The organism is Cyclobacterium lianum (assembly GCF_900143075.1).
GTDB lineage: Bacteria > Bacteroidota > Bacteroidia > Cytophagales > Cyclobacteriaceae > Cyclobacterium > Cyclobacterium lianum.
Window position 1 is genome coordinate 132,961 of record NZ_FRCY01000004.1, and the last position, 24,127, is coordinate 157,087.

General features: G+C 46.1%; 21 protein-coding genes. 3 read left to right on the forward strand and 18 right to left on the reverse strand.

From position 1 onward, the window contains the following. Window positions 1-4: 4 nt before the first annotated feature. From gyrA to BUB19_RS07445, 6 genes are all read right to left on the reverse strand, one after another. Window positions 5-2,518 carry a DNA gyrase subunit A gene (gene gyrA, locus BUB19_RS07420; RefSeq protein ID WP_073093915.1) on the reverse strand — a complete coding sequence of 838 codons (2,514 nt, stop codon included), beginning with the start codon at window positions 2,516-2,518 and terminating at the stop codon, window positions 5-7. Between the two features lie 172 nt (window positions 2,519-2,690). Continuing rightward, window positions 2,691-3,680, reverse strand: coding sequence for a hypothetical protein (locus BUB19_RS07425; RefSeq protein WP_073094217.1), 990 nt, complete (start codon window positions 3,678-3,680; stop codon window positions 2,691-2,693). Window positions 3,681-3,772: 92 nt separating this feature from the next. Continuing rightward, entirely contained in the window at window positions 3,773-4,288 is a 516-nt protein-coding gene (locus tag BUB19_RS07430) for a hypothetical protein (RefSeq protein WP_073093916.1), read from the reverse strand. Between the two features lie 120 nt (window positions 4,289-4,408). After that, complete coding sequence (gene rpe / locus BUB19_RS07435; RefSeq protein WP_073093917.1) at window positions 4,409-5,062, reverse strand: ribulose-phosphate 3-epimerase; 654 nt, start codon at window positions 5,060-5,062, stop codon at window positions 4,409-4,411. Window positions 5,063-5,144: 82 nt separating this feature from the next. Then, on the reverse strand, window positions 5,145-6,776 hold the full coding sequence (locus BUB19_RS07440) for a S8 family peptidase (RefSeq protein WP_073093918.1): 1,632 nt from the start codon (window positions 6,774-6,776) through the stop codon (window positions 5,145-5,147). Beyond that, window positions 6,763-7,452 (reverse strand): hypothetical protein, encoded by a 690-nt coding sequence (locus BUB19_RS07445; RefSeq protein WP_073093919.1) that lies wholly within the window; start codon window positions 7,450-7,452, stop codon window positions 6,763-6,765. Before BUB19_RS07445 ends, BUB19_RS07440 begins: the two co-directional genes overlap by 14 nt. Window positions 7,453-7,504: 52 nt before the next feature. Between BUB19_RS07445 and trpF the strand changes: the two genes are divergently transcribed. Then, window positions 7,505-8,134 carry a phosphoribosylanthranilate isomerase gene (gene trpF / locus BUB19_RS07450; RefSeq protein ID WP_073093920.1) on the forward strand — a complete coding sequence of 210 codons (630 nt, stop codon included), beginning with the start codon at window positions 7,505-7,507 and terminating at the stop codon, window positions 8,132-8,134. Here trpF and trmB read toward each other — a convergent pair. The 9 genes from trmB to holA form a co-directional block, all read right to left on the reverse strand. Then, window positions 8,131-8,796, reverse strand: coding sequence for a tRNA (guanosine(46)-N7)-methyltransferase TrmB (trmB, locus tag BUB19_RS07455; protein ID WP_073093921.1), 666 nt, complete (start codon window positions 8,794-8,796; stop codon window positions 8,131-8,133). The genes trpF and trmB overlap by 4 nt on opposite strands. A gap of 4 nt (window positions 8,797-8,800) precedes the next feature. Continuing rightward, on the reverse strand, window positions 8,801-10,105 hold the full coding sequence (locus tag BUB19_RS07460; RefSeq protein WP_073093922.1) for a bifunctional folylpolyglutamate synthase/dihydrofolate synthase: 1,305 nt from the start codon (window positions 10,103-10,105) through the stop codon (window positions 8,801-8,803). Between the two features lie 9 nt (window positions 10,106-10,114). Continuing rightward, complete coding sequence (locus BUB19_RS07465; protein WP_073093923.1) at window positions 10,115-11,068, reverse strand: energy transducer TonB; 954 nt, start codon at window positions 11,066-11,068, stop codon at window positions 10,115-10,117. Between the two features lie 3 nt (window positions 11,069-11,071). Beyond that, window positions 11,072-11,464, reverse strand: a complete 393-nt coding sequence (locus BUB19_RS07470; protein WP_073093924.1) for an ExbD/TolR family protein — start codon at window positions 11,462-11,464, stop codon at window positions 11,072-11,074. 1 nt (window position 11,465) lies between these two features. Continuing rightward, a complete protein-coding gene (locus tag BUB19_RS07475) occupies window positions 11,466-12,167 on the reverse strand; it encodes a MotA/TolQ/ExbB proton channel family protein (protein ID WP_073093925.1) in 702 nt (233 codons plus the stop codon). Window position 12,168: 1 nt separating this feature from the next. Beyond that, window positions 12,169-12,840, reverse strand: coding sequence for an SPOR domain-containing protein (locus tag BUB19_RS07480; RefSeq protein ID WP_073093926.1), 672 nt, complete (start codon window positions 12,838-12,840; stop codon window positions 12,169-12,171). A gap of 127 nt (window positions 12,841-12,967) precedes the next feature. Then, on the reverse strand, window positions 12,968-14,650 hold the full coding sequence (locus tag BUB19_RS07485) for a TonB-dependent receptor (protein WP_073093927.1): 1,683 nt from the start codon (window positions 14,648-14,650) through the stop codon (window positions 12,968-12,970). After that, a complete protein-coding gene (locus BUB19_RS07490) occupies window positions 14,647-17,655 on the reverse strand; it encodes a tetratricopeptide repeat protein (protein WP_073093928.1) in 3,009 nt (1,002 codons plus the stop codon). The genes BUB19_RS07485 and BUB19_RS07490 overlap by 4 nt, the downstream gene beginning before the upstream one ends. 5 nt (window positions 17,656-17,660) lie before the next feature. Further along, window positions 17,661-18,683 (reverse strand): DNA polymerase III subunit delta, encoded by a 1,023-nt coding sequence (gene holA, locus BUB19_RS07495; protein WP_073094218.1) that lies wholly within the window; start codon window positions 18,681-18,683, stop codon window positions 17,661-17,663. Window positions 18,684-18,803: 120 nt separating this feature from the next. On the opposite strand from holA, the gene BUB19_RS07500 reads away from it, so the two are divergent. Further along, window positions 18,804-19,499 carry a tetratricopeptide repeat protein gene (locus BUB19_RS07500; protein WP_073093929.1) on the forward strand — a complete coding sequence of 232 codons (696 nt, stop codon included), beginning with the start codon at window positions 18,804-18,806 and terminating at the stop codon, window positions 19,497-19,499. Here the strand turns inward: BUB19_RS07500 and BUB19_RS07505 are convergent. Next, the gene (locus BUB19_RS07505; RefSeq protein WP_073093930.1) at window positions 19,486-20,322 is read right to left on the reverse strand and encodes a universal stress protein; all 837 of its coding nucleotides are present in this window, start codon (window positions 20,320-20,322) and stop codon (window positions 19,486-19,488) included. The genes BUB19_RS07500 and BUB19_RS07505 overlap by 14 nt on opposite strands. Window positions 20,323-20,337: 15 nt before the next feature. Beyond that, window positions 20,338-21,264 (reverse strand): 2-hydroxyacid dehydrogenase, encoded by a 927-nt coding sequence (locus BUB19_RS07510; RefSeq protein WP_073093931.1) that lies wholly within the window; start codon window positions 21,262-21,264, stop codon window positions 20,338-20,340. 234 nt (window positions 21,265-21,498) lie between these two features. On the opposite strand from BUB19_RS07510, the gene BUB19_RS07515 reads away from it, so the two are divergent. Beyond that, a complete protein-coding gene (locus BUB19_RS07515; RefSeq protein ID WP_073093932.1) occupies window positions 21,499-22,347 on the forward strand; it encodes a DUF2911 domain-containing protein in 849 nt (282 codons plus the stop codon). A gap of 42 nt (window positions 22,348-22,389) precedes the next feature. Here the strand turns inward: BUB19_RS07515 and BUB19_RS07520 are convergent, their stop codons facing one another. Beyond that, entirely contained in the window at window positions 22,390-24,111 is a 1,722-nt protein-coding gene (locus BUB19_RS07520; RefSeq protein WP_073093933.1) for a sodium:solute symporter family protein, read from the reverse strand. Window positions 24,112-24,127 lie beyond the last annotated feature (16 nt).

Sequence of the window (24,127 nt, forward strand, 5' to 3'; positions counted from 1 at the left end):
ACTATTATTCTGTATCTGGACTGATCGTGTTTTCCGAATCCAGCGAATCGCCGTTTTCTGCATCTTCTTCCAGGATATGCTCTATTTTTTCTACGGAGGAGATTTTGTCTGAATCGTTTAGCCGGATAAGTTTGACGCCCTGAGTAGCTCTTCCCATTACACGAACTCCATTTGCAGGAGTTCTGATGATGATGCCCGACCTGTTGATGATCAGCAAATCGTCGGTATCTACCACTTCTTTAATAGCGACCAGGCCACCCGTTTTTTCAGTAATGTTCATGGCTTTTACACCTTTTCCACCTCTTTTGGTGATCCGGTACTCAGACAGAAAGGACCTTTTCCCATATCCCTTTTCTGTGACGACCAAAAGGGTTGCCTCTTCTCTCTGAACACAAACCATGCCAATTACATGGTTGTCTTCCTCACCCAAATTGATGGCTTTTACTCCGGTGGCAGTCCTGCCCATGGGGCGTACATTGGATTCGTGAAAGTGCACCGCCCTGCCTGAGCTGGAAGCTATCACTACATGGGCATCGCCATTGGTCAGTTCTACATTCAGCAATTGGTCATCGTCCCTGATGTTCAGGGCAATAATGCCATTTGTTCTCGGCCTGGAGTACTGCTCAAGGGTGGTTTTTTTGATGATCCCATTCCGGGTCACCATTACAATATTGTTATTGTTGATATAATCTTCATCATTCAGGTCCGTGACCTGAATAATAGACCTGATTTTATCTCCGCTTTGTATGTTGATCAGATTCTGTATGGGCCGGCCTTTGGAAGTTTTGCTTCCTTCCGGAATGGCATATGTCTTCAACCAGAAAAGCTTACCCTGGTCGGTAAAAATCAACAGGTAATTGTGGGTAAGTGCGGTAAACAGGTATTCTGTATAATCGTCTTCCTTGGTACTCACGCCACGGGAACCTACCCCTCCCCTGCTCTGGGATTTGTATTCTGTAAGCACCGTACGTTTGATATAGCCCTGATGAGAGACAGTGATGACCACCTCCTCATTGGGAATCATGTCTTCATAATTGAAGTCTTCCGCGTTGTGCTCAATCTCGGTTCGCCTTTCGTCGGAGTACCGGGTCTTCATCTCCACCAGCTCATCCTTGATGAGCTGCATGCGTTTGTCCTCATTGGCCAGGATATCCTTCAGCTCTTCAATGAGTTTCATCAACTCATCGTATTCCTGCTGAATTTTTTCCCGCTCCATGCCGGTAAGCCTCTGGAGCCGCATGTCCAGTATGGCCCTGGCCTGGATTTCTGACAGTTCAAACCTTTCCATCAGACCGTTACGGGCGGTTTCGGGGTCTCTGGAATCCCGGATCAACTGAATCACCTCATCCAGATTGTCCAAAGCGATCAGGTAGCCCTCCAATATATGGGCCCTCTTTTCTGCTTCCTTGAGTTCATACTCCGTCCTTCTGATAACCACCTCATGCCGGTGATTGACATAGTGGACAATCAGATCCTTCAAATTTAAGGTGTGGGGCCTTCCCTTTACCAGGGCTACATTGTTGACGCTAAATGAAGTCTGAAGCTGTGTATGCTTATACAGGTTATTCAGTATCACGTTGGGGACGGCGTCCTTTTTCAATTCGTACACAATGCGCATCCCATGCCGGTCTGACTCATCCCTTATGGCCGAAATCCCATCCAGTTTCTTTTCATTGATCAACTGTGCGGTTTTTTCTACCATGGAAGCCTTGTTGACCTGATAGGGAATTTCGGAAATGATGATCATTTCCCGGCCATTCGATTTGGTTTCAACGGTGGCTTTCCCACGCATAATCACCCGTCCCCTACCTGTTTCGAATGCCGCCTTGACACCATTGTATCCATATATAATACCGCCGGTAGGAAAGTCCGGCGCCAGGATATGCTCCATCAGTTCGGGAATGGTGATATCGTTGTTATCGATATATGCGGTAATGCCATTAATCACCTCTCCCAGATTGTGGGGAGCCATATTGGTGGCCATTCCCACGGCAATTCCCGATGCGCCATTTAGTAAAAGGGCGGGAATTTTTGCGGGTAAGACTACCGGCTCTTTGAGGGTATCGTCAAAATTGAATTGAAAATCAACCGTGTCCTTGTTGATGTCTGTCAGCAGCTCTTCGGCGATACGCCTTAGCCTGGCCTCTGTGTAACGCATGGCTGCGGGATTATCTCCATCCACGGAACCAAAATTACCCTGTGGGTCGACCAGAGGATAACGCAATGACCAGTGCTGGGCCATCCGCACCAGCGTTTCATATACTGCCGAATCTCCATGGGGGTGGTATTTACCCAGGACCTCTCCTACTATTCTGGCTGACTTTTTATAGGGTTTGTTATGGGTGACACCCAACTCCTGCATGCCGTACAAAATCCGGCGGTGAACTGGCTTTAATCCGTCTCTGACGTCCGGCAAAGCCCTGGAAACAATTACCGACATCGAATAATCGATGTAGGCACCACGCATTTCCTCCTCAATATTTATTGGGATAATGTTCTCGTTCTCTCCTTGAGCCATATTTAAAATTTCTCGCTTATAACCTGCAAGATAGCAAAAAGAACAGGTTTAGAAAAATATAATTTTTCTATGAATATAAATTGAAGGTATTCAATTTATATTCATAGAGTTATTTTTACATTCACTTCATGAAATTTGGCAAAGGATCACTTAGGTGGCCTGAATCTGTACTTTACCATTGCCCGACTTTCCGGTTTTGACGAAACCAGATGGAGCTTCCGCGGTACTCCACTCCATTGTGCAGGTGCTTCATCACTACCCGGCATCCTGGCACCTTGCATTTTTTGGTGCCGGGCAAACTGATCGAAATACCAGCCTGTAGGGTATACAGGTTTTGATCGATGCTTTGTATTTCCGGTGCCTCTGGCTCAGCATAGGCAAATGACCTGAAGGATGCCGAGGGCTTCACAAATGCACGTGCATATTCCGAAAAATCGTACTCCAGACGTAGGCCTATTCCATAATAGGGATCCGGAGCGGTAAGGCCGGGATCCGGCACTTGCCGGAGCATCATGGAGCCAAATTCTCCTTCCAACACCAACCTCCAGGGATATATTTGTCTGGCGCGCTGCTTTAGCTCCGACTGCATGTATATGTTGTTTCCGGAATACTTTCGGTATTGCCATCTCAGAAAAGCATTTCTCTTTCCTGCACCCCAGAGTACGATACCCAGGGTTCCGTATAACTTGTCATAGGTGTATCTGCTACTTTCCAACTCCAGTGCGTACTCCGGGCTGCTGAGCACTGGAAGGCGGCCCCATTCTCTACCATATCCGGCTCCCACAGTGATAAAATTAAACACATTGATCCTTAGTCCCAGATTGACCGGATAGGCCATTGCTCCCCCCTTCAGACTAAGTGTATCGCCAGGCTGCAGATCCATAACCTGATCAACGCCCGTTGCCCGGATGGGGTAATTGGACGGGCTTTCACTGCTAAAAAGCAAAGCATGTTCCTGATAGGCAGCTCCTGCGGAGAATTCGAAGGAAAAGTTGCTCACCACGTTTCTAAATACATTACCCAACTCATTGTCACTTTTCCGGCCTTTCAATTTTCTTTCTATGCCGAAAATATCTTCCTGGGCCAATCCGGGGGTCTGCAGTGCACAAAGGACAAGCAATAAGATAAGAGCACAAGGGTTTTTTCTTGATAACGTTATCATGTTGAGGTGTTTGTACATGAATACCTAACGTACAAATACAAAAAAACCCTCACATCCGGAGGGTTTTTTTTAAATTTATTTTGAATAGGAGATCATCCTGCGTCTGCAGCAGCCTCGTCTTCAGACTCTACCGTCCTTTTTTCCTTCAGATCAGCAATCATGCTGTCCACCTTTTCCTGAATTTCCGGATTCTCCTTCATGGCCTTGTTTACCTTATTATAAGTAGCCACACCGAGGATATCATCGTTTTTGATCAATCCAATCTTAAGATCCCTCACTTCATTGCTCAGCGATCCCATAAATTCGAGTATTTCTTCATATGCTGCTTTCTCTTCATCGGTGATCTCGATCTCGGCGAGTTTCTCCTCGTCTTCCCAGGCGCCCTTGATCTCATTGTACCGGGCAGCACCCTCAATTACTTCATTGTTCTTGATCATATCCACCAATTCCTCGTTTTTCTGGTCGTAAAATGCCATGACGGAATCTTCAACCGCCGCAAATTTTGCCAATTCTTCATCAGTGATTTCCTCTTCTGCTTCGTCCTGGGCCTGGGCCTGAAATCCAATTACACCTAGCATCAAGAAAGCCAATACAAATAATCTTTTCATAATTTCTATATCTATTTATTAAACGCTTTATACCCACTAATTAAATGAGATTCCATTTATTTCACAAATAATATCGCAAAAAATACGCCATTTTTTATACGGAACCCTTAATATTTGAATTTAAACGATGTTTTTTAGCTTTTTGATGGTTTCTGCAGGATTTTTTGAAGAAAATACAAAATTACCGGCTACGAGTATATTGGCTCCTGCGTTAAACAGCTTTGCCGCATTTTCCATGCTTACACCGCCATCAATTTCTATTCTCGCATGAGATCCTGTTTCAACGATTAATCTGGAAAGCGCATTTACTTTCTTAAAGGTATTTTCGATAAACTGTTGTCCTCCGAATCCTGGGTTAACCGACATGAGTAAAACGATGTCAACCTCCCTGATAATGTCTTCCAAAAGTTTAACCGGGGTATGTGGATTCAAGGCTACCCCAGCCTTACACCCCAGATCTTTAATTGTCTGAATGCTCCGGTGAAGATGCGTACAAGCCTCATAATGCACTGTAAGGTGCGATGCTCCGGCTTGCTGGAAAATGGCCAGGTATTTATCCGGATCGGTGATCATCAGGTGCACATCCAGCGGCTTTCTGGCGTGTCGGTGGATGGCTTCCACTACCGGTAATCCCAGCGAAATATTGGGGACAAAAACTCCATCCATAATATCCACATGAATGTAATCTGCATCAGATTCATTGATCATTTCAATGGCGTCCTGCAGATTCGCAAAATCGGCGGCCAGGATGGAAGGGGCTACTGTAGGATTCATGATATTGGTTTTTTGAAATAGTTGTTAATGGATACAACAAGGTACCCATAGTACAAAACAAGAAAATAAAACCATCAATTCCTTATTTCTTCAATAACTTTATGCTTCCCGCACGGACACTATCCTCTATTTCAAGCCAATAAATACCGGGATGCAGCATCCCCATATCGATCCGATATGGTTCGTTCCGGCCCTGGCGGTGCAGGGATAAAAGATTCAGCATCTTGCCCTGAGTATTATAAAGTTTTAGACTGCAGTTGTTTTCTGTCCCAAATTCCAGCATCAATTCATTTGCCTCAAGGGGATTGGGATAGATCTTAATGTCTCTTTCTACCAGAGTGCCGGTATTGGATGTCTTCTTTACCCTCAGGTAGTTTGGTATCCCATAACCGAGTTCAGCGTCCGGTTGGTCTGATTGGGAGCCGCTTTCCAGCAGCTTGCTCATCAACATGGCCCGTGTCCATCCGGGATATGCCTGCCATATACCGGCTGCCAGAGCGGCTACCTGAGGTGAGGAAAATGAAGTACCGCTGGAAACACTCGTTCCCTCCTTCTGCCGCCAAAGTGTGACTCCGGACCCGAAAGCCACCAAATCGGGTTTGATCCTACCATCGCTACTTGGGCCGGTAGAACTGAAGCCGGCTTTGTTCAGGCTGTTGGTAATAGCACCTACTGCAACGACGTCCTTCGCATCCGCCGGAACGGTAATGGTTTTCCAACTCAAATTGCCTTCATTGCCTGAGCTGGAAACTACCAGAATGCCTTTTTGGGCAGCCATATTGGCAGCAATGGAAATTATGGCTGTCGTTCCATCTAAATCATCTTTCGAATAATTCATCTCCGGATCGTCAAAAAAATTGTAGCCAAGAGAACTATTGATTACGTCTACCCCCAGGCTATCGGCATATTCCGCTGCCCTCAGCCAATTGTATTCCTCTATTCGGAATTCTGAAAAGACGTCTTCAGTAATACATAAAATATATTCTGCTGCGTAGGCGGCTCCTACCAATTGACTGGGATCATAGGCGGCCATCAAAGAAAGTGACCCGGTGCCATGGGTATCGGTATGGTATACACTGCCGGACCCACCCTGTACGAAGTTGCGGGTACCAAGAATTCGGTTTTCATTGAACAGGTGCTGCAATCCGCTGATTTGATCAGCATTTAAAAATCCGGCATCAAAAACAGCGATCCGGATACCTTCTCCATGATACCCATCCCGATGCATTTCAGGTATCCCGAGAATATTATTCTGAAATTCAAAAGCCCTTTCATCTGAATAAAGTATTGATATGGGCGATTCCCGAGGCTCCCGAATACCCTTAGTCCCATCAAATCCATTGGCTATGCCACCCCTGGCTACGAGCTCCACTTTTTCCACAAAGGCCAGCGCTCTGATCTGATCGATCGCCATTGGACTTGCGCTGACCAGAGAGGCATTCAGCCACTTAGAGTGGTAGATAATCTCATTAACTTCCTCTTTTATCAAGCTAACATACTGCTCGGATACAGGCAGGTCGGTACTGTCTACTGCCAACATTTCCCTTTCGCGCCTTTCGAGCGCGGCAGGTGTCATCAATTCTTCCGGCCTATCCAGGCTATACTTTACCGTGGGCTTGTACTTGTAATGTATGGCATACCTGTCCTGAGCCAGCAGTGTATTGCTGCCTGCAAGCAGGATGAAAAAGAGACAGAAAATACTACATTTGCCCATGGCCGATCAGCTTTAAATGTGTAAAACGTCCTTCCTGAATGATTTGTTCTCCCAGGCAGTCATTTCGGGAGCAATAGCGGAATACCTCATAATACTTTTCCACCAGGCCAATGTTTTTCGCAAAAACTTCATAGCGATTGTCTCTGATGGTGATCAGGTCATCCTCCTCCCGCTGTCTGACAGTGATGGTTTCCGCAAAATTCAGATTTCCCAGAATGTAGTCCCCTTCCCGCTCCACAACAAAGGTCTGCATTAGTTTGTTGTTAAGTGCATTGCCGTCCCATTCCCTCCCGGTATCGGCAGGGTAGACCAAGATGATCTCCTGCAGGTTATCGTCCTGCCGAATGATGCGGTTTCTGCTCAGCGACACGGTGAATATGCGCTCATTGAACCAGTTTATCCTGTCCGGAGAGGACTTTCTCTGAATTTTATAGACCAGCTCATTGTCTGCATTGAGGTATTGATCTACCATTTCATCCCGATAATAAAAAGACCGGTTTTCCGCGTCGCCTTCACCGAAATAAACAGTCTCTTCCACGCTGTATTCCCAGAAATTGCCCATGGCAAAGGGATAAAAAGGAGAGCCAATGGTTTCGGGATCTTCCCGGTAGGTTTCACAGCCGAATATAAAAATGAGGAACAGAACAAAGGACTGCCTTTTAAACAAAATATACATTCTCTATCTTTGAATTCGCTAGAAAATTACACAAATAATACCCTAAAATAAAATGGCTTTAAAAACTTTTGTCAAGATAAGCAACGTCAATAATCTCAGTGATGCCAGATACTGCGCGGGGATGTACGTCAATCTCATGGGCTTTTCGCTGGAAGAGGGTGATGAATACTACGTGTCTCCCTCAGAGTTTGCCGAAATCACCGAATGGTTATCCGGATTGCATTATGTGGCAGAGTTTAACATGTCCCATCCGGACCAGATCCTGGAAGCCCTTCAGCAATACCGGGGATTTGATTACATTCAGGTAAACGAGAAGTTTCACCTTCAATTGCTGTATAACTCAGGCTACGGACTGATCTATAATCAGGTGATCAAGGAGGATAAAGACTGGGATGAACTACAAACGCTTTCGGTAAGTCTTAAAAAACACAATGTCATGTTAAACCTGGAAGCGGATGCTGCAAGGGAATTGCAGCCGGACGAAAAAAAGCACCTTCAGGAGCTGTCAAAAAATTGCGATGTTTTGCTGGGGTTCGGCTTTGATGCAGAAAATGTAGAACAAATCCTGGATCAAACCGGTGTGAGGGGCATCAGCATGAAAGGGGGGCACGAAATCAGCCCTGGTATCAAAGACTTTGATGAATTGGCAGATATCCTTGAGGTGCTTGAGCTTGAAGACTAATCGGCTGTGAATCCAAATTCCAGGTATTTGATCGTTTCACCCTTTTCCATAAACATTTTCTCGTATCGCGTCATGATGCCATGGTGCTCGTCCTTCCAGGGAGAACGATAAAAATCTTCTGTTTTGCGTTCTATCCGGATTTGCTCCATGGAGGCGAGCAGTTCGGTAGTGTAATGGAAGAGGCCGGTATTGTCGGTTTTGAAGTGTATGCGGCCGCCTTTGGATAAAAGCTGCCTGTAGGTTTCCAGGAAGCGTGGGGCAGTCAAACGTTTCTTCTCCTCTCCTTCTCTTGGTCTTGGATCAGGAAAGGTAATCCATAGTTCATCGATTTCTCCCTCTGCAAAAAACTTGTCGAGCTGCTCGATTTGCGTCCGTAGAAATGCTGCATTATCCAGGCCTTCCGAATAGGCCTGGCTGCTGCCCTTCCAAATCCTGGATCCTTTGATGTCTACCCCCACAAAGTTTCGGTCAGGATACTGCCTGGCGAGGCCTACGGTAAACTCTCCCCTGCCGCAAGCCAGTTCGACCACCAGGGGCTTATTGTTTTGAAATTGCAGTTTATTCCAATTTCCCCTGATGCTGTCAAAAAGCGCCTTTCCAGCCTGTACTACATGTGGATTGGCCTCATTTTGCCTGAAACGTTCCAGTTTTTTTCTTCCCATTGTGCTATACTTCCATTAATTCCGCCACCACGAAGGTGCTTCCTCCTACAAAAACGACATCTCCGGCAGCCGCTGCCTTCCGAGCATAAGCCAGCGCCTCGTTGACATCCGGAATACAACGGCCCGCCAGGCCAAACTTTTCACACTTTTCCAGCAAAGATTGGGCTGGCAATGAGCGGGGCTGATCTGCCTGGCAGAAAACGTATTCGGCATGTTTTGGTAACATAGATAAAATCTGCTCATGGTCCTTGTCTTCAACCATTCCCAGAACCATAAACAGCCTTTGCGGACCCATTTCCTTGAGTTGCGAGAGAATGGACCTGAACCCATCTGCATTGTGTCCGGTGTCGCAAATGGTCAGCGGATCTTCGCCTATAATCTGCCAGCGCCCCTTCAATCCTGTTTTCTGCCTGATTTCTGCAAGGCCGCTGAGAATATGCTCTGCCCGGATATCCAGGCCAACTTCCTGTAATGTCTCCAGGGCTTTCAATACAGCCGGTAGGTTTTTTAGTTGATAGTTTCCCATCAGGTCGATCGCGATCTCATTGAGTCCTGACAATGCCGGATGGATTTGATACACTGCCCTGTGCTGCTTGTCTCCACCGCGCCTCAAACCCAGAGATGTTACTGTAAATGACTGATCGGCAAAGCAAATCGATGCCCCACACTCTTCTGCCTTCTCCCTGAAAACAGGAGCTGTCAACCGATGTGTCTCACCTATAACCACAGGTACTCCTGATTTGATGATGCCCGCTTTTTCAAAAGCGATTTTTTCCAAGGTATCTCCCAGGAATTGCGTGTGGTCCATCCCGATATTGGTAATCAGGCTAAGTATAGGCCGGATCACATTGGTACTGTCAAATCTGCCGCCCATTCCGGTTTCAATGACAGCATAGTCTACCTTTTCTCTGGAAAAATAATCGAATGCCAGTGCTACGGTCATTTCGAAAAAGCTGGGCTTTAGTTCGGAGAGGTAGGCCTTATGCCGGGCCACAAAGGCAGTCACATCTGCCTCAGGGATTTCAATGCCATTTATCCTGATTCTTTCGCGAAAGGATTTCAGGTGGGGAGAGGTGTACAGACCGGTCTTGTATCCGGCTTGCTGCAGCACGGCAGCCAGAGCATGTGCCGAACTTCCCTTCCCGTTTGTGCCGGCGATGTGAATGCTTTTGAAATTTTCCTGGGGCTTGCCAAGCCGAGCGCACAATTGAAGGGTGTTGCTTAGATCCTTTTTGAATGCCGTGGCCCCTACCCGTTGAAACATAGGCAAGGCCTTGTATAAAAATTCTAGTGCTTCCTGATAATTCATGGATCTCACTTAGTCCACCCGAATGATAAAAGTAATTCGTCCGGTAGAATATTCCGCGGTAGGATTACCACTTTGCCGTTTGAATGAAAGCCTGTTTACCACCGTTCGGTAATAATTTAACACCTCATTACTTACGTTATATTCCAAAGGTATGGCTTGTACAATCCGTCCGTTGTCATTTACCGTAATCCGAAATACGATCTTCCCGTTTCTGTTGGAGACGTTATCCTGGATATTAGGCCTGGAAGCAAAATCCCAACCCGCCAGATCCAGGTTGTAGCCCGAGCCATCACCCGTATTGCCACTTCCGGATTGCAAAATGGAGCGCCCATCAACAGTTCCCTGAGGATTTCCTTCGTCCCCCTGCTGATTGCTTGTGCCCTGCTGACTGCCAGAGGCCGGTTGGTTGGAGCTGCCCTTGGTACCCCCGGCGCCAAAAATGGCTCTGGGATCCACTGTAGGTTTCTTTTCTTCCACCTTTTCCGGAGCAGGTTGTTCCTTTACCGGATTCTCCCTGGATTCAGACGGCTTTTCCGTCTTTTTCTCAGTTGTTTCCCTGGCTCTTTCCGGTTGTTTCTCCGCCTTCACAGGACTTGGTACATTTGATTGTGCCTGTATTTCGGGCTGACTTGTGGCAGGCTTGCTTTCAGAAGGGTTGCTTTGTGGTGGACTCGCAGGTGTAATGTTTTCGGTGGGTTGGGGGGCCGGCTCACCCGGAGCTGCTGCCTCGGCGGCGGGTTCCTGGCTGGTAGACGGAGCAGTTGTGGTCTGATTTTCACCGCTACCCACATCGGTGAAACCCAAATTTAATTCCAGGCCAAACTGGGACATGGGAGGAACAGGCGGCTTCCATACCACAATAAAATAGATAGCAGCCAATATCAGTACATTAGTAATAAACGTAATGATAATGGCCTTTTTCTTGGTATTCTCCTGTTCCCTTTGGTCTTCCCAGACTTCCATAGCTCATTTAAATGGTTGCGTTGCGATGGTCACATTGGCTTCCAGAGAGGCCGCAATGCCCCCTATCTCTACCAGATATTCCACCGGAACTTCCTTATCAATATGCAAAACTACATATCCTTTATTTTGACTCAATAACGTAGCCAGCTCATTTTTAATTTCATTTCTGCTGACTTGCCGGTCGTTTACCGCATATCTCAGATCCTTGGTGATGCTAACCGTGATCTCCTGCATCACGATATCCGAACTTTCGCTTGAGGGAAGGTTTACCGGCAACCCGGAGGGGGTGATGAAGGAAGAGGTAAGCATAAAAAATATCAGCAGAAGGAAAATAATATCCGTCATGGAGGACATGCTAAACGCTGCTTCTATCTTATTTTTTGATTGCAATGCCATATTATTTCTTATCCTGAAGTAAGTCGATAAACTCTATGGTCGTGTATTCCATATTGTGAATCAGTTTAGACACCTGGGTGACCAGGTAGTTGTAGCCCAGGTAAGCGACAATGCCGACGACCAGGCCGGTAGCCGTAGTAATCATGGCCTCATAAATCCCCGTGGACAACAGCTTGGGGGATACCATACCTTCCTCCTGGGCTACGCCAATAAATGCCCGGATCATACCGGCAACAGTACCCAAAAAACCGATCATGGGGGCAGCACCAGATACGGTGGCTAGCAAGCCCAGGTTTTTTTCCAACTTGTATATTTCTATTTTTCCTACATTTTCTATGGCCACTTCTATGTTCTTTAACGGACTTCCTATCCGCTCCAGGCCCTTCGCTATCATGTGGGCCACTGGTGTTTCTTCGCCCTGGCAAACCATTTTTGCCTGCTCGATATTTCCACTCTGCACCATCATTTTGACCTGATCGATCATGCCTTTGGGCGTTTTAGAGGCCTTTTTGAGGGTCAGGATGCGCTCTACAAAAATAAAGATGGCCAGGATAAACAAAAGATATAAGGGGATCATCATGTAGCCTCCTTTTATCAATAATTCCAATAAGCCAATATCTGAGGATCCGGCTCCTTCCATAAGGGCAAGGGAATCCACAGTTTGCTGTCCGTCAGTTGTCGACAAAGTTTGTAATAAGATCATATTAGTATTTCAAAACCCATAAGTTTTCTTCGTAATCGTTTTGAGCAGTGTTCATCGCTTCCAACGCCAAATCCAGGTTCTCAAATTGTCCGACCGCCAGCCTGTAGAAATGGATGTCGCCGTAAGGATGAACCAAAAACGTATTTTTACCGGAATTATTGAGTCGGTTGGAGTAATCTCTGGCCAGGTCGTCGTCTATAAAACTCCCTACTACCAGAAAATACCTCGAAGACTCTGCTCTTCCGTCTATTTCGGTAAGTGAGGGAGCGGGAGCATCTTCTGCTGCTTCAGGTACGGTGGGTACCGGCTCCGGAACAGGCTCCGGGTCTGGCGTTTCCAGGACCGGATCTGGCTCATCTTCAGCAGTGGTACCAACCGTTTCTTGCTTAAAATTGTCCATCCAGCCAAAGTGATAAACACCATATCCCACCAGCAAAATAAAAAGCAGGATAAATAAAATCACCCAATTCGTTCGGTCTTTCTTTTTTTCGGGTTCCGGACTTGAATCCTTTTCCCTGACCGGTTCCGGAGCACTGACTTCCGCCACCGGACTTGACTGGCCCGCGGATGCCGAACTGCTGCTCTGCAGCGGACTGATGTTTACCGGGGGCAGCCCAAAGTCCTCATCATTATCTGATTGGCTGTTATGATCCTTAGATTTATTTTCAGACATCTCAAAAATGGTTGATTTAATCCACTAAGCTAAAGTAAAAGCATCAATTCGCCAATACTGCCTTGAATAATTACCAGATTTATCGCCACTGGCAAAGGAGTCTTCTGGGCTGAACTTTCCCAGTTTATTAAAACTTAAACCCAATTCCACCAATCACTTGTATGGATCTTACGGGGTAATAATTGAATCTTTCATAGGATTGATTCAACAGGTTGTTTCCCTGCAAAAAGGCGGAGAATTTTTCGGTAAATGCATAATCCACACTCAGGTGCAGATCCAATATGGGACTTAGCTTTCTCTGACTGTCCGAGGCCAGGTTGATTGCCTGGATACCTCCGAGAGCGTGCATATTGGCGTGAATGGTCCACTTCGGATCGGGCGTGAAAGTATTGTTGATGTGGATTTCCCATTCCGGCCGATGCCAGGCGGAGTTGATCTCATCCAGGGTATATTGAAAGTATTGGGCGCTGGCCTGAAGCTGATAAAACTGCTCAAACTTATAATCCAACGTAGCGTGGTATTCCATTACTCTGGTGTTGTTGTCATAAATTAGCTGGAAGCGGGTACTATCTGCCATATTGTTGCCGTAAAAATGCATGTTGGTGTAATCCCCATAGCGCAACCCTACCTCGTAATTCGTTTCCCCATTTATCTTTCCAGAGATCCCTGCATCAACCAGATAGTTTTGTACCGTATTTCTGAGCTGATCGGATGGACCCAGAAACGGGTTTTCCATCACAAAGTCATAGTAGGTATTTCTTTTTACGTCCCCTTCATATCTGGCGTAGGCACCAATTTGGGGCACCACATGGTAGGACAAAAATGCCGAAGGAAACACGTAGAACTCTTTTAATTTATTGGGGACAATATCATTTTCATGAATTACATTGGCACCGACTTCTACATGCAGCCCGTCCTTGGTGTATTGTGCATAGGGATGCAATTTGAAATAATTCCTGTTGATCGCCTCGTAGTTCTGGTCCGAGGGAGAGGTGAATGCCAGCCTGGAATCAATGCCACCCTTCAGGTTTTCACTGGCCCTGAAAAGTGCCCTGACCTTCACCAAAGCTTCGCTTTCTCTGGCTGCGTATCTGTCATTAAACAATCGCAGAGAAAGGCTCGCTCCATAATCAAAGGGTTCTGACCGATCGATACGCTTTATTCCCAACCTGGTCTTTAAGGTATTGAAGACCTGCCGGATACTGTCCTGAGGTACGGAAATTTCCGGATCGGGAGTATAGCCATAGAAATGATACATGTCCCTCTCAAAATCCAGGTTACCATATAGCTCCAGAAAATCCCGGAACAAACTTCCGCTCAATCCCACCTCCGTATGGTCCTCTGCAGAATTTGATCCGTCTACCGGACCGGTATAAAAGCCCTGATGCTTCAAATGCAGGCCATATGTTTTTTCAGAATCCGGCAAATGATGGTAATCCAGGTGTATCAGGGGCGAGGAATAATTTCCAAATCCCAGTTTGGCATTGCCAGGCGTTTGGCCATAGGCAGGGCGGGGAAATGGCTTCTGGTAGGCCTGCGTCTCCAGCACAACTGGCTCCAGGGGCACAAAAAAATCTTTTACCTGGTAGCTGAAACTTGTAGTTGCTGCTACAGGCGGCAAAGAAGGGCTTTTTTCAAACACCCGGGATTGCCGGGGCAAACTCAAAACACGGTCTTTCCTAATAATAAATTCAGTATCTCTGATCTCTCCCCTGCCGGGTTCCTGTTGATCCTGAGCCTGTATCGGGCAGGAAGCCAGCATTCCCAACAGGCTGCATCCCACTACAAAAAGTGCTTTTATCTGGTTCATTCTCCTGTTGTGTCGATAGTTTGCAATAATTCTTCTGCTTCCTGCCTTACCGTTGCATCTGCAGAATTCTCTATAATTGATTCCAAAGTAGCCTTGGCCTGGAAGGTCTCTTCCATGGCCAGGTAATTTCTGGCAAGTTGGACAAACTGCTTACCATACCAGTAATCGTACTGGCTGAAAGGTTGCGATTTTTCAAAAATTAACTCGTTGGATGCCGCATACTGGCCCAAATCAGTTTTCATGCGGGCAAGTTCGAACAATGCCTCTGCTCCCTGAATGGTTTTGTAATTGGCCACCAGCGTCTCATAGGCGGCTGTGGCGCGAGAATTGTTGTTGATGGCCTGCAGCGATTTGCCTTTGATCAACAAGGCATTGGGTTCCGCATCAGGCGTGATGTTGCCGAGTTCAAGGATTTTATCCGCGTTCTCAATGGCTTTTTGGTGACTATCCGTTTCATAATGGGCGAGCATCAAACCAAAATACGCTTCGTATTCTTCTGCCTTACTTCTCGCATTTTCGGCGGTGAATTCAAAATAAGGAATGGATTTGGCAAAATTGCCCCGCTCAAACTCTATCGTAGCAATTTTCTGGAAAACCCTGTTTTTCAAATTGACATCTGTGGTGTTTTCCAGTTCATAATACAGGGAAAGGGCTTTGTCTACATTTTCCGTTCTCAAATAAGCGTCACCGAGATAATATTTGGCTTCCGGAGTCTGGGGAGCCTGTGGATAATTTCTGATGAAGCCCTCCAAAGCTTTGATTGCCTCGTTGTAGGATTGGTTGAATACAAGGCTTTTTGCGGCCTCAAATTCCACATTCTGGAGGTTGGTACTGCCCGGATTGGATGAGCGGTACTCAGCCAGGTAAGATGAAAATTCTCCTGACCGGCCTTGCAGGGACAGGCTTTCCTGGAGCCCTACCAAAGCTGCCTCACCATTGCTGGCATTGGGAAATTGATCCAATATTTGCTTGTAGTCTTCAATGGCCTTATCGTATTCTTTTAGGGAGTAGTTGGCTACTGCCCTCCCTTCCAGTGCAAAAGGGATAAAGGGACTGTTTGGTTTGGCCGAAATCAACCTGGAAAAGACCTCCCTGCCCTGACTGTAGCCCAGGTCCTCCATGTGAATCTGAGCCTTCTGGAATACCGCATCTTCCCAATACAAGCTATTGGGATAGTTGTTGATCACCTGATCCAACTGCCGGATGGCTGTACTGTTGTCATTTTGAAAATTGGCCACTACCCCACTCCTGAAATAGGCATAATCGCTATATGGGTTGTCTTCACTGATGGCTCTCCTGAATGTGGCTGCGGCTGCATCAAATTTCTTCTGGACATAATAGGTATCGCCCAATCTCAGTAATGCGTCATCATAATGCTGCTTGTCAGTTGCATTCCGGAGTTTATCGGTATAGGTTTTAAACTGGTTTTCGGCTTTTTCGTACTGGCCCTTGTTGAAGTAAGCATATCCCAGACCATAATGTGCTTTGATCAGACTTGGATCATTTGCCGGGGGCCTCATCGCCAATAGCCGTTCAAAAGCCTGTATAGCCGCATCCGGCTTGTCCTCGATGGCATTCATTTCGCCTTTCCAATACTGGGCCTGATAGAGCAAAGACTTGTCCATCGGATATCTCATCGACTTGTTCAGGTGATCCAGCGTTCCGTTGTAGTTGTTGCTACGCATGTAGGTCATCGCCTGATAAAAGGCCACCTTCTGGTAAGCAGCCTTAATGCGATCGGAGGGTTGCTGCATGCCTTCGATATGAGAAATGGCCCGCAGATAATTGCTGGTATTGATCAGGGCATCACTGAGCAAATTTTCGGCTTCATTTACCTTCTCTCCTGCCGGATATTGGTCCAGGTAATTGTCCAGGGCAGACACTGCCTCCTGAAATTTACCCATTTCCAGATTCACTTTGGCGTAGTTGAACAAAGCCTCCTCCTTGATACCTGGCTTAAAATCCATTTTGTAGGCAGAACTAAAGCTATTTGAAGCAAAAGGTAGATTCCCCTGCTGAATATAGGAATGACCCAGAAAATAGCTGGATACCTGCCCCAGCGCATCGCTGACCAGCGCTACTTCCTTGAAAAAATTGCTGGAAGCGTCATATTTTGCGCTTTCATAATTGGCTACCCCCGCCTTGTATTTCTGATCACGGGACAATTCCCCTTTATTTTCTGTCAGGAAAGCCTGGTAATGAAATGCGGCCTGAGAAAAGTCTGGTTGATCATAATAGGCTTCGGCCAGCAGCAAGTGGATCTGTGCCTTATTTTCCAGTCCTGCCTTGTTGGTCAGTGGGGCGGCATAGGCGATCAGGCTATCGAGCTTGTTTTGCTGATAGTATAAGGCGGCCAGCATGTAGGGGACCTTCAGGCTAAACTCGGATGATTTTTCTGCCTGCTTAAAATCTGCTACCGCCTGGCCAAATTCATTCTGCTTAAATGCACTATACCCTGCGTAATAGTAGGAGCCAGCCAGGAAAGGGCCCCGGTATCTTTTTGCCCTGTCAAAATAATACCTGGCTTGCTTGTAGTTTTTTAATTGAAAATAACTGTAACCTTGTTTGAAAAGATACTCCGGATGTTTTTCTTCCGCCAGCGGCACATTTTGAAGCATGTTGAAATTTTCGATGGCCTTGCGGTAATTCCTTCCTGCCAAAAAGTAGTTGCCCAATTCCCAGGAGGCATCATGGCTCAACGGATGGCCTGGATGATCCAAAATGAAGGCTTCCAACACGGTAGGGCCTTCGGGAAAATCACCCCGCAGTGCCGCAAGCGCGGTGTAATAAGCCACCTGAGCTGAGCCCGCATCATTTTCATTATTGACCTCAATTTTCTCAAAAGCTTCTCTGGACGCAGCAAACTGATCCTTTCGGAATAAATCCAATGCATCCTGAAAACCGGAGGCCATATGCTGCTGGTGCTGTGTAAACTGGCCTTTGGATTCTGAAAAAACCACAGTGGCAAGCACCGAAAGTAAAATGACTTTTTTTAGGCAACTCATCCGCGTTAATGAAGAATTTTAAAAATTAGTTCTTTAAGTATCTGGCTTTCTTCCATATTATTTGCTGTCACTCCCTTTGAACGTAAATCTGCTTCTCTCAGGTATCCGATGATATCAATAATCTTGCCTAAAGGGTAATTTTTTCCTGCTGTTATGTATTCTTTGATAAAATACGGGTTGACCTTGAGCAATCCTGCCAATTCCCTTTCTCCCAGGTTCTGGTTGGTTTTGAGGAGTAGCAGCCGGGTAAAATGGGTATAAAGCAAGTATAAAAGCGGAATCAGGGGGTGAGCTTTGGGATTCTGGGCAAAATACCGGATGATGGTATTGGCATTTCTTACATCTTTGTAGCTAAGTGATTTGGTCAGCTCAAAATTATTATAATCCTTACTGATGCCGATATACCGTTGAATATGGGAGGAGTCAATCTGCACAGGCTCGTCGAAATTGATCAGCATTTTATCAATTTCGTTGGTCAATACCTCCATATTGTTTCCGATTGATTCCGCCAGTACCTGGCAGGCTCTGGCTTCGATGGTAAAGCCTTTTGACTGAACATATTTATCTATATATGGTCCCAGCTTGTATTCCTGGATTTTATCGGATTTTACCAATACGGCCTTTTTATCCAGTTCTTTCGCCAGCGCCTTCCGGCCATCCAGCAATTTGTATTTGTAGGCAAAAACCAGAATGGTGCTGGGTAACGGGTTTTGAATGTAGGAAATGAGCTGCTGTATCCCCTTTTCTTTGCTTAAATCCTGCACATACTGGGCCTCCTTTACCAATACGACCTGCCTCTCTGCCATCATGGGGAAGCGTTTGGCATGGGTAAGGATCGCTTCCATGCTGGTATCCTTTCCGTATACTATGGTTTGATTGAAGCCCCTATCCTGCGGCGGGAGGGCATTATTTTCAATAAAATCAGTAATTTTGTCTATAAAATAGGGCTCCTCTCCCTGAAGAAAATATATGGGGGCAAATTTATTTCCTTCCAGATCTTTGAGAACACTTTCGGGATTACTCGGCATACCTGATTTAAAAATATCGCTTTGAGAGTTCAAATATAGAAAGAATAAAGAATTTACCAGACTGACGGGAAACAATACCCTGATAAATTTTGTATGTATAATAGGTCAAAAAAATAAAAAGTGGAAAAGCTGGAAAAAGGAATAGCATTGTATAAAGAGGGTAAATTTGAGGAGGCTTTGCTGGTCTTTGAGGCCCTGGTCAGCGCGGATGGACCTAAACCAGGCTACCTGCATTACCGGGCCCGGATCCAATCCCGGCTGGGTGCCCTGGATGCTGCCATAAGCGATTTTGATGAGCTGATCGCACTTGAGCCCTTCAATACCACCTTCATCAGTGATCGGGCAGTGGTGCTACATCTTCTGAAAAGAAATGAGGAAGCCATGGAGGCCTTTGATCAGGCGCTGAATCTCGACCCGAAAAATCCCTATCGCTATTCCAGCAGGGCCTACTTTAAGGACAGAATCGGAGATCTGAAGGGGGCTATTGAAGACTACGAAAGCGCCATTGCACTGGACCCGGAAGACGCCATCGCCTACAACAACAAAGGGCTCGTAGAAGAAAAACTGGGATATCAGCAGAAGTCCAGGAAGAGCTTCTCAGAAGCTGACCGGCTGAGTGGGTACAGCAAATCTGACCCACATTATTCTAACGGAACAGAAAAACGACCACCGCTGGAACCAAACTATATACAGGAGGATGAGAAAAAGCCCATGAGTCTGGGGCATTACTTTTCGGTGATATCCGACCTTTTTACGAAACAATCCACCAGGGTCGAATTCGCTCAATTCCTGCGTTCAAAATTCAAAAGGTCTTGATGACAAACAAAGGTTTGTTGATGAAATAAGACATTTTTTTTGAAAGATTCTTGGTAAAAAGCTGTTCGAACCAGGATTTTTTGTGGCTCAGTGTAAACAGGACATCACCCTTGGAAGTGATCAGGTAATTTTCAAGACCAAGGCCTGGTTCGTCTCTATAGCTTTTCAGCACAAAATTTATCTTCTCATATTTGATAAAAGGTGTCAGCTCCTCCTTCACAACGGCATGCTGTGCTTTATCAATATTTTTGATACGGGTACTGACATGGACCACATCTACTTCAGCATCATAACATTTGGCCAGTTCAACGACTTTCTGAATGGCCAATTTGTCTTCCTCCAGATAATCTGAGGCGTAAACCAGTTTTCTGGGCGCCCTGAAAAAAACCTTTCTGGGAACGATAAAAACGTCACAGGCAGATTTGAGAACCACCTTACTTGATTTGGTACCGATATAATTTTTCTTCACCTCATTGATGCCCTCTGTGCCCATAATGATCAGATCTACGTCCTCCTCTTCGGCACATTTCAGTATTGCGGGTACCGTTTTCCCTTCCTGTATAATACCGTTGCAGGCGGACAAGCCTTTTTCAAGGCTTTCATCCCGGACCGTTTGCACCAGGCGGTCCAGTTTACGTTTGGCTGTCTTGAGGCTTTCATCCAGCATGTTGCCGGGAAAAAGCTTCTCGTAGTCTTCCTGGTCCGGAATGTGGTATAAGGTCAAATTGGCCCCTAATTTTTCTCCCAATTTAGCCGCATACTCTATCGCGTTTAATGAGCATTCAGAAAAATCCGTAGGGCATAGAATCGTGAAGGTTTTCATATAGGATAAATAGGTTTAATATCCCTGATTTTTATTGATTTGGTTGATCAGGGGCTTGTTGGCCATTAGGTTGTTATAATTTTCCATAATCTGTGGCGCCGCAGCTTTATGGTTGGTGATGCTGGCAATATGTGGGGTGACCGTAATCCTCTCATCCTCCCAGAAAGGATGGCTCGCAGGCAAAGGCTCCTTCTGAAATACATCCAGCAAAGCTCCGGATAGGGAGCCCTCCCGGATCGCGGGAATAAGATCCTCCTCGATCAGATGCTTTCCCCTGGCCACATTGATCAGGTAGGTACCTTTTTTGCACTTTTCGAAAAGGTCCCTGTTTAGAAATCCAACCGTCTTTTCAGTCAGTGGTAGCAGACAGACAAGCACATTGACCTGGTCTAAAAACTCCTGCAACTGATTACCGTGATAATAAGGGTGCCGGAAATTTGATTTGGGCGAATTGCCATATCCCACCACGGGGAATCCCAGCCCTGCCACCTTATCCAATACATCTCCGCCCAATTCTCCTACCCCCATGACACCCACTGAGATGGGTATTTCCGGATGGCTCATGTCCCAGGTTTTAGACTGATTGTCCCGGATATAACGCAGGATTTGCCGGTGAAAATTGAGTATGCCCATCACCACATAGTTGGTCATCGAAAAGGTCAGCCTGGGGTCTACTATACGGGTGATGGGGATATGCTCCGGAACATAGTCCGCCATGATGTGATCCACCCCCGATCCCATGGAACAGATCAAGCGCAAATTGGGAAATTCGCGCAGTATTCCCTCCGGGTGCTGCCAGAGCACCACCACCTCGACGGCATCCTTATTGTCGATATGTGGATAAATCTGAAGGTTTACGTCCGGATTGAGTTCCCTGAAAACATCCTTCCAGGCATCGATTTCATCTGTAGATTTATTTGGAGCAATTATTGCCAGTCCCATTGAAAGAATTTTAGTTTAAAGACAAAATGTTTCTAAAAATGACCTCCAAAAAAGCATTTCTCTATACCGCTCCCAAACAATATCTCCTTTTTGAATGCTAAAATGGTACAGCACTTCATCGCAATTTCTATATCTTTGCGGAAAGTACCATTACCGGTAAACCGGAAATTTTACCTGTGCTGTAAACTGCAACTGTTTCGGACGATCATAATTTCAATCTAATTAAAAATTTCTATGAAAACAAAAAATGTGCTTTTTCTCGTTACAATTTTGTCGTTGATCCAGATAAATGGATTTGCGCAGATAAAAATGCCCCAGGCAAGTCCCGGCAGCCAGGTGATGCAGCAGGTCGGGCTCACCGAAATGCACCTGGCCTATTCCAGACCCGGCAAGAAAGACCGGAAGATATTCGGTGAACTGGTCCCTTTCGGGCAAGTCTGGAGAACCGGGGCAAACAACCCCACCACACTGGAATTTGATACGGAGATAGAGGTGGAAGGACAACCGCTTCCGGCTGGGAAATACGCTTTGTATACGGTACCGGGAAAATCTGCATGGACTGTAATCTTCTCCAAAAATACCGAGCTCTGGGGAGCCATGGGCTATGACCAGGCAGATGATGCGTTGCGCGTAAACGTACCGGTAGAAAAACTGAAAAAACCGGTGGAAACTTTTACCATTCAGTTCGCAGCGCTGACCGATACTGGTGCAACGCTTCAGCTTTCCTGGGACAAGAGCCAGGTCGGAGTCAGAATTGAAACAGAGGTGGATCCGGTGGTGATGAAACAAATCCGGGAACTCCTGATAGACCAGGATAGTGACAACCCGGGGCTTTACTTCCAGGCTGCAAGCTATTACTATACCAACGACAAAGACCTGGATACTGCCCTGGAATGGGTCAATAAATCGGTAGACGCAGATCCAAAATACTATATCGTGCACCTGAAGGCCAAAATTCAGGCATCACTGGGCATGAAATCTGAAGCAATTGCTACTGCACAACAATCTCTGGAGATGGCCACGGAAGCCAATAATCCGGATTATGTAGCATTGAATGAACGACTGATTGCTTCGTTAAAATGATATACAAAAGGAGCTGCCGGCAAGGGCAGCTCCTTCTGCTTTTTATTTTTTGGACGCTTTCTTTCCGGGCATAAATAGCTGTAAAATTGCTGCAATCAGCATGACGAGAATACAGCCTATTGCGTTATACCAAAGGTAACCAATATCGATCGCAATACCGGCTAATGTCTGCCCATTAAAATAATGAAGCGTGAGGATCAGCATCTCCGTCAGAATGGCCGCCACAAAAACAGCCCTTCCACCTACCCATTTCATAAAAAAGCCCACCAGGAAAATACCAAGAATGGTACCGTAAAACAGGGAACCTAACAAATTGACCGCTTGAATAAGGTTTTCAAACAAGGTAGCATAGGTGGCAAAGAGGACCGCAAACAAACCCCAGAGGGCAGTGAACCATTTGGAAGACAACATGTAATGCCTGGAACTTTCCGATTTACGGATAGACCGCTTATAGATGTCTATGGTCATTGTCGATGAAAGTGCATTCAGTTCGGACGCCGTCGAAGACATGGCGGCGCTGAAAATCACCGCAAATAACAGTCCCACAATGCCTTTTGGCAAATAATCCATCACAAAGCGCATAAATACGTAATCGGTATCGTTGGTCTCTGCCATGGGATCGTTGCTCACGATCAGTTCCTTCACTTTGTCTCTCACTTCTTCCTGCCTGGCAGTATGTTCGGCTATATCGGCCTGGTATTGCCGGGTTTCAGATTCATTTTCCGTGGAAATTGCGCCCAACAATTGCTGTATGCTTTCACTTTTCTCCTTAAATATTTGACCATATTCATTTTCAAGATCCTGAAAATCGGTTACATATTCGCTTTCCTTGAGTTTGTCCAATTGTATGGTATTGAAGATGACGGGAGGCTGGAAAAACTGGTAAAATACAAATACCATCACACCGATAAAAAGGATGATAAATTGCATGGGCACTTTTAGAAATCCATTCATCATCAGCCCCATCCTGCTTTGGGTCAGCGAACGACCACTCAGGTAACGTTGAACCTGAGACTGGTCTGTACCAAAATAGGACAAAAACAAAAACAATGCTCCCGTCAGTCCCGACCAGAAATTATACCTGTCAGAAAGGTCAAATTCAAAATTGACAATGTTTAATTTCTCCATTTTCCCGGCCAGGTGCAGTGCTTCTGTAAATTCTACCGGAATCATCTGGATGACAATAATTCCGGCGAGAATCATCCCTCCCATCATTACCGTCATCTGTTGCTTTTGGGTGATGGACACCGCTTTGGTGCCTCCGGACACCGTATAAATGATCACCATCAGGCCGATAAAAAAATTGGTCAGGGTGAGATTCCATTCGAGGAGGGTAGAAAGGATGATAGCAGGTGCATAGATCGTAATCCCCGCGGCCAGGCCCCGTTGTACAAGAAAAAGACAGGCAGTCAATGTCCTTGTCTTCAAGTCAAATCGGCTTTCCAGAAATTCATAGGCAGTATAGACTTTGAGGCGGTAATAAATGGGCAAAAATACCACACAGATGATGATCATGGCTACCGGCAGACCAAAATAAAACTGTATGAAGCGCATACCGTCTGCATAAGCCTGCCCGGGAGTACTCAGGAAGGTAATGGCTGATGCCTGTGTGGCCATGATCGAAAGTCCTATGGTCCACCAGCTCAGGTCATTTCCCCCACGGAGGTATTTGTCCATGTCCTTCGGGCCATAGGTTTTGTAAATCCCATAGGCCGCAATGACCAGGAGGGTGCCAAACATTACTGTCCAATCCAGATAGCTCATGAAAAGGCGCGGGTTA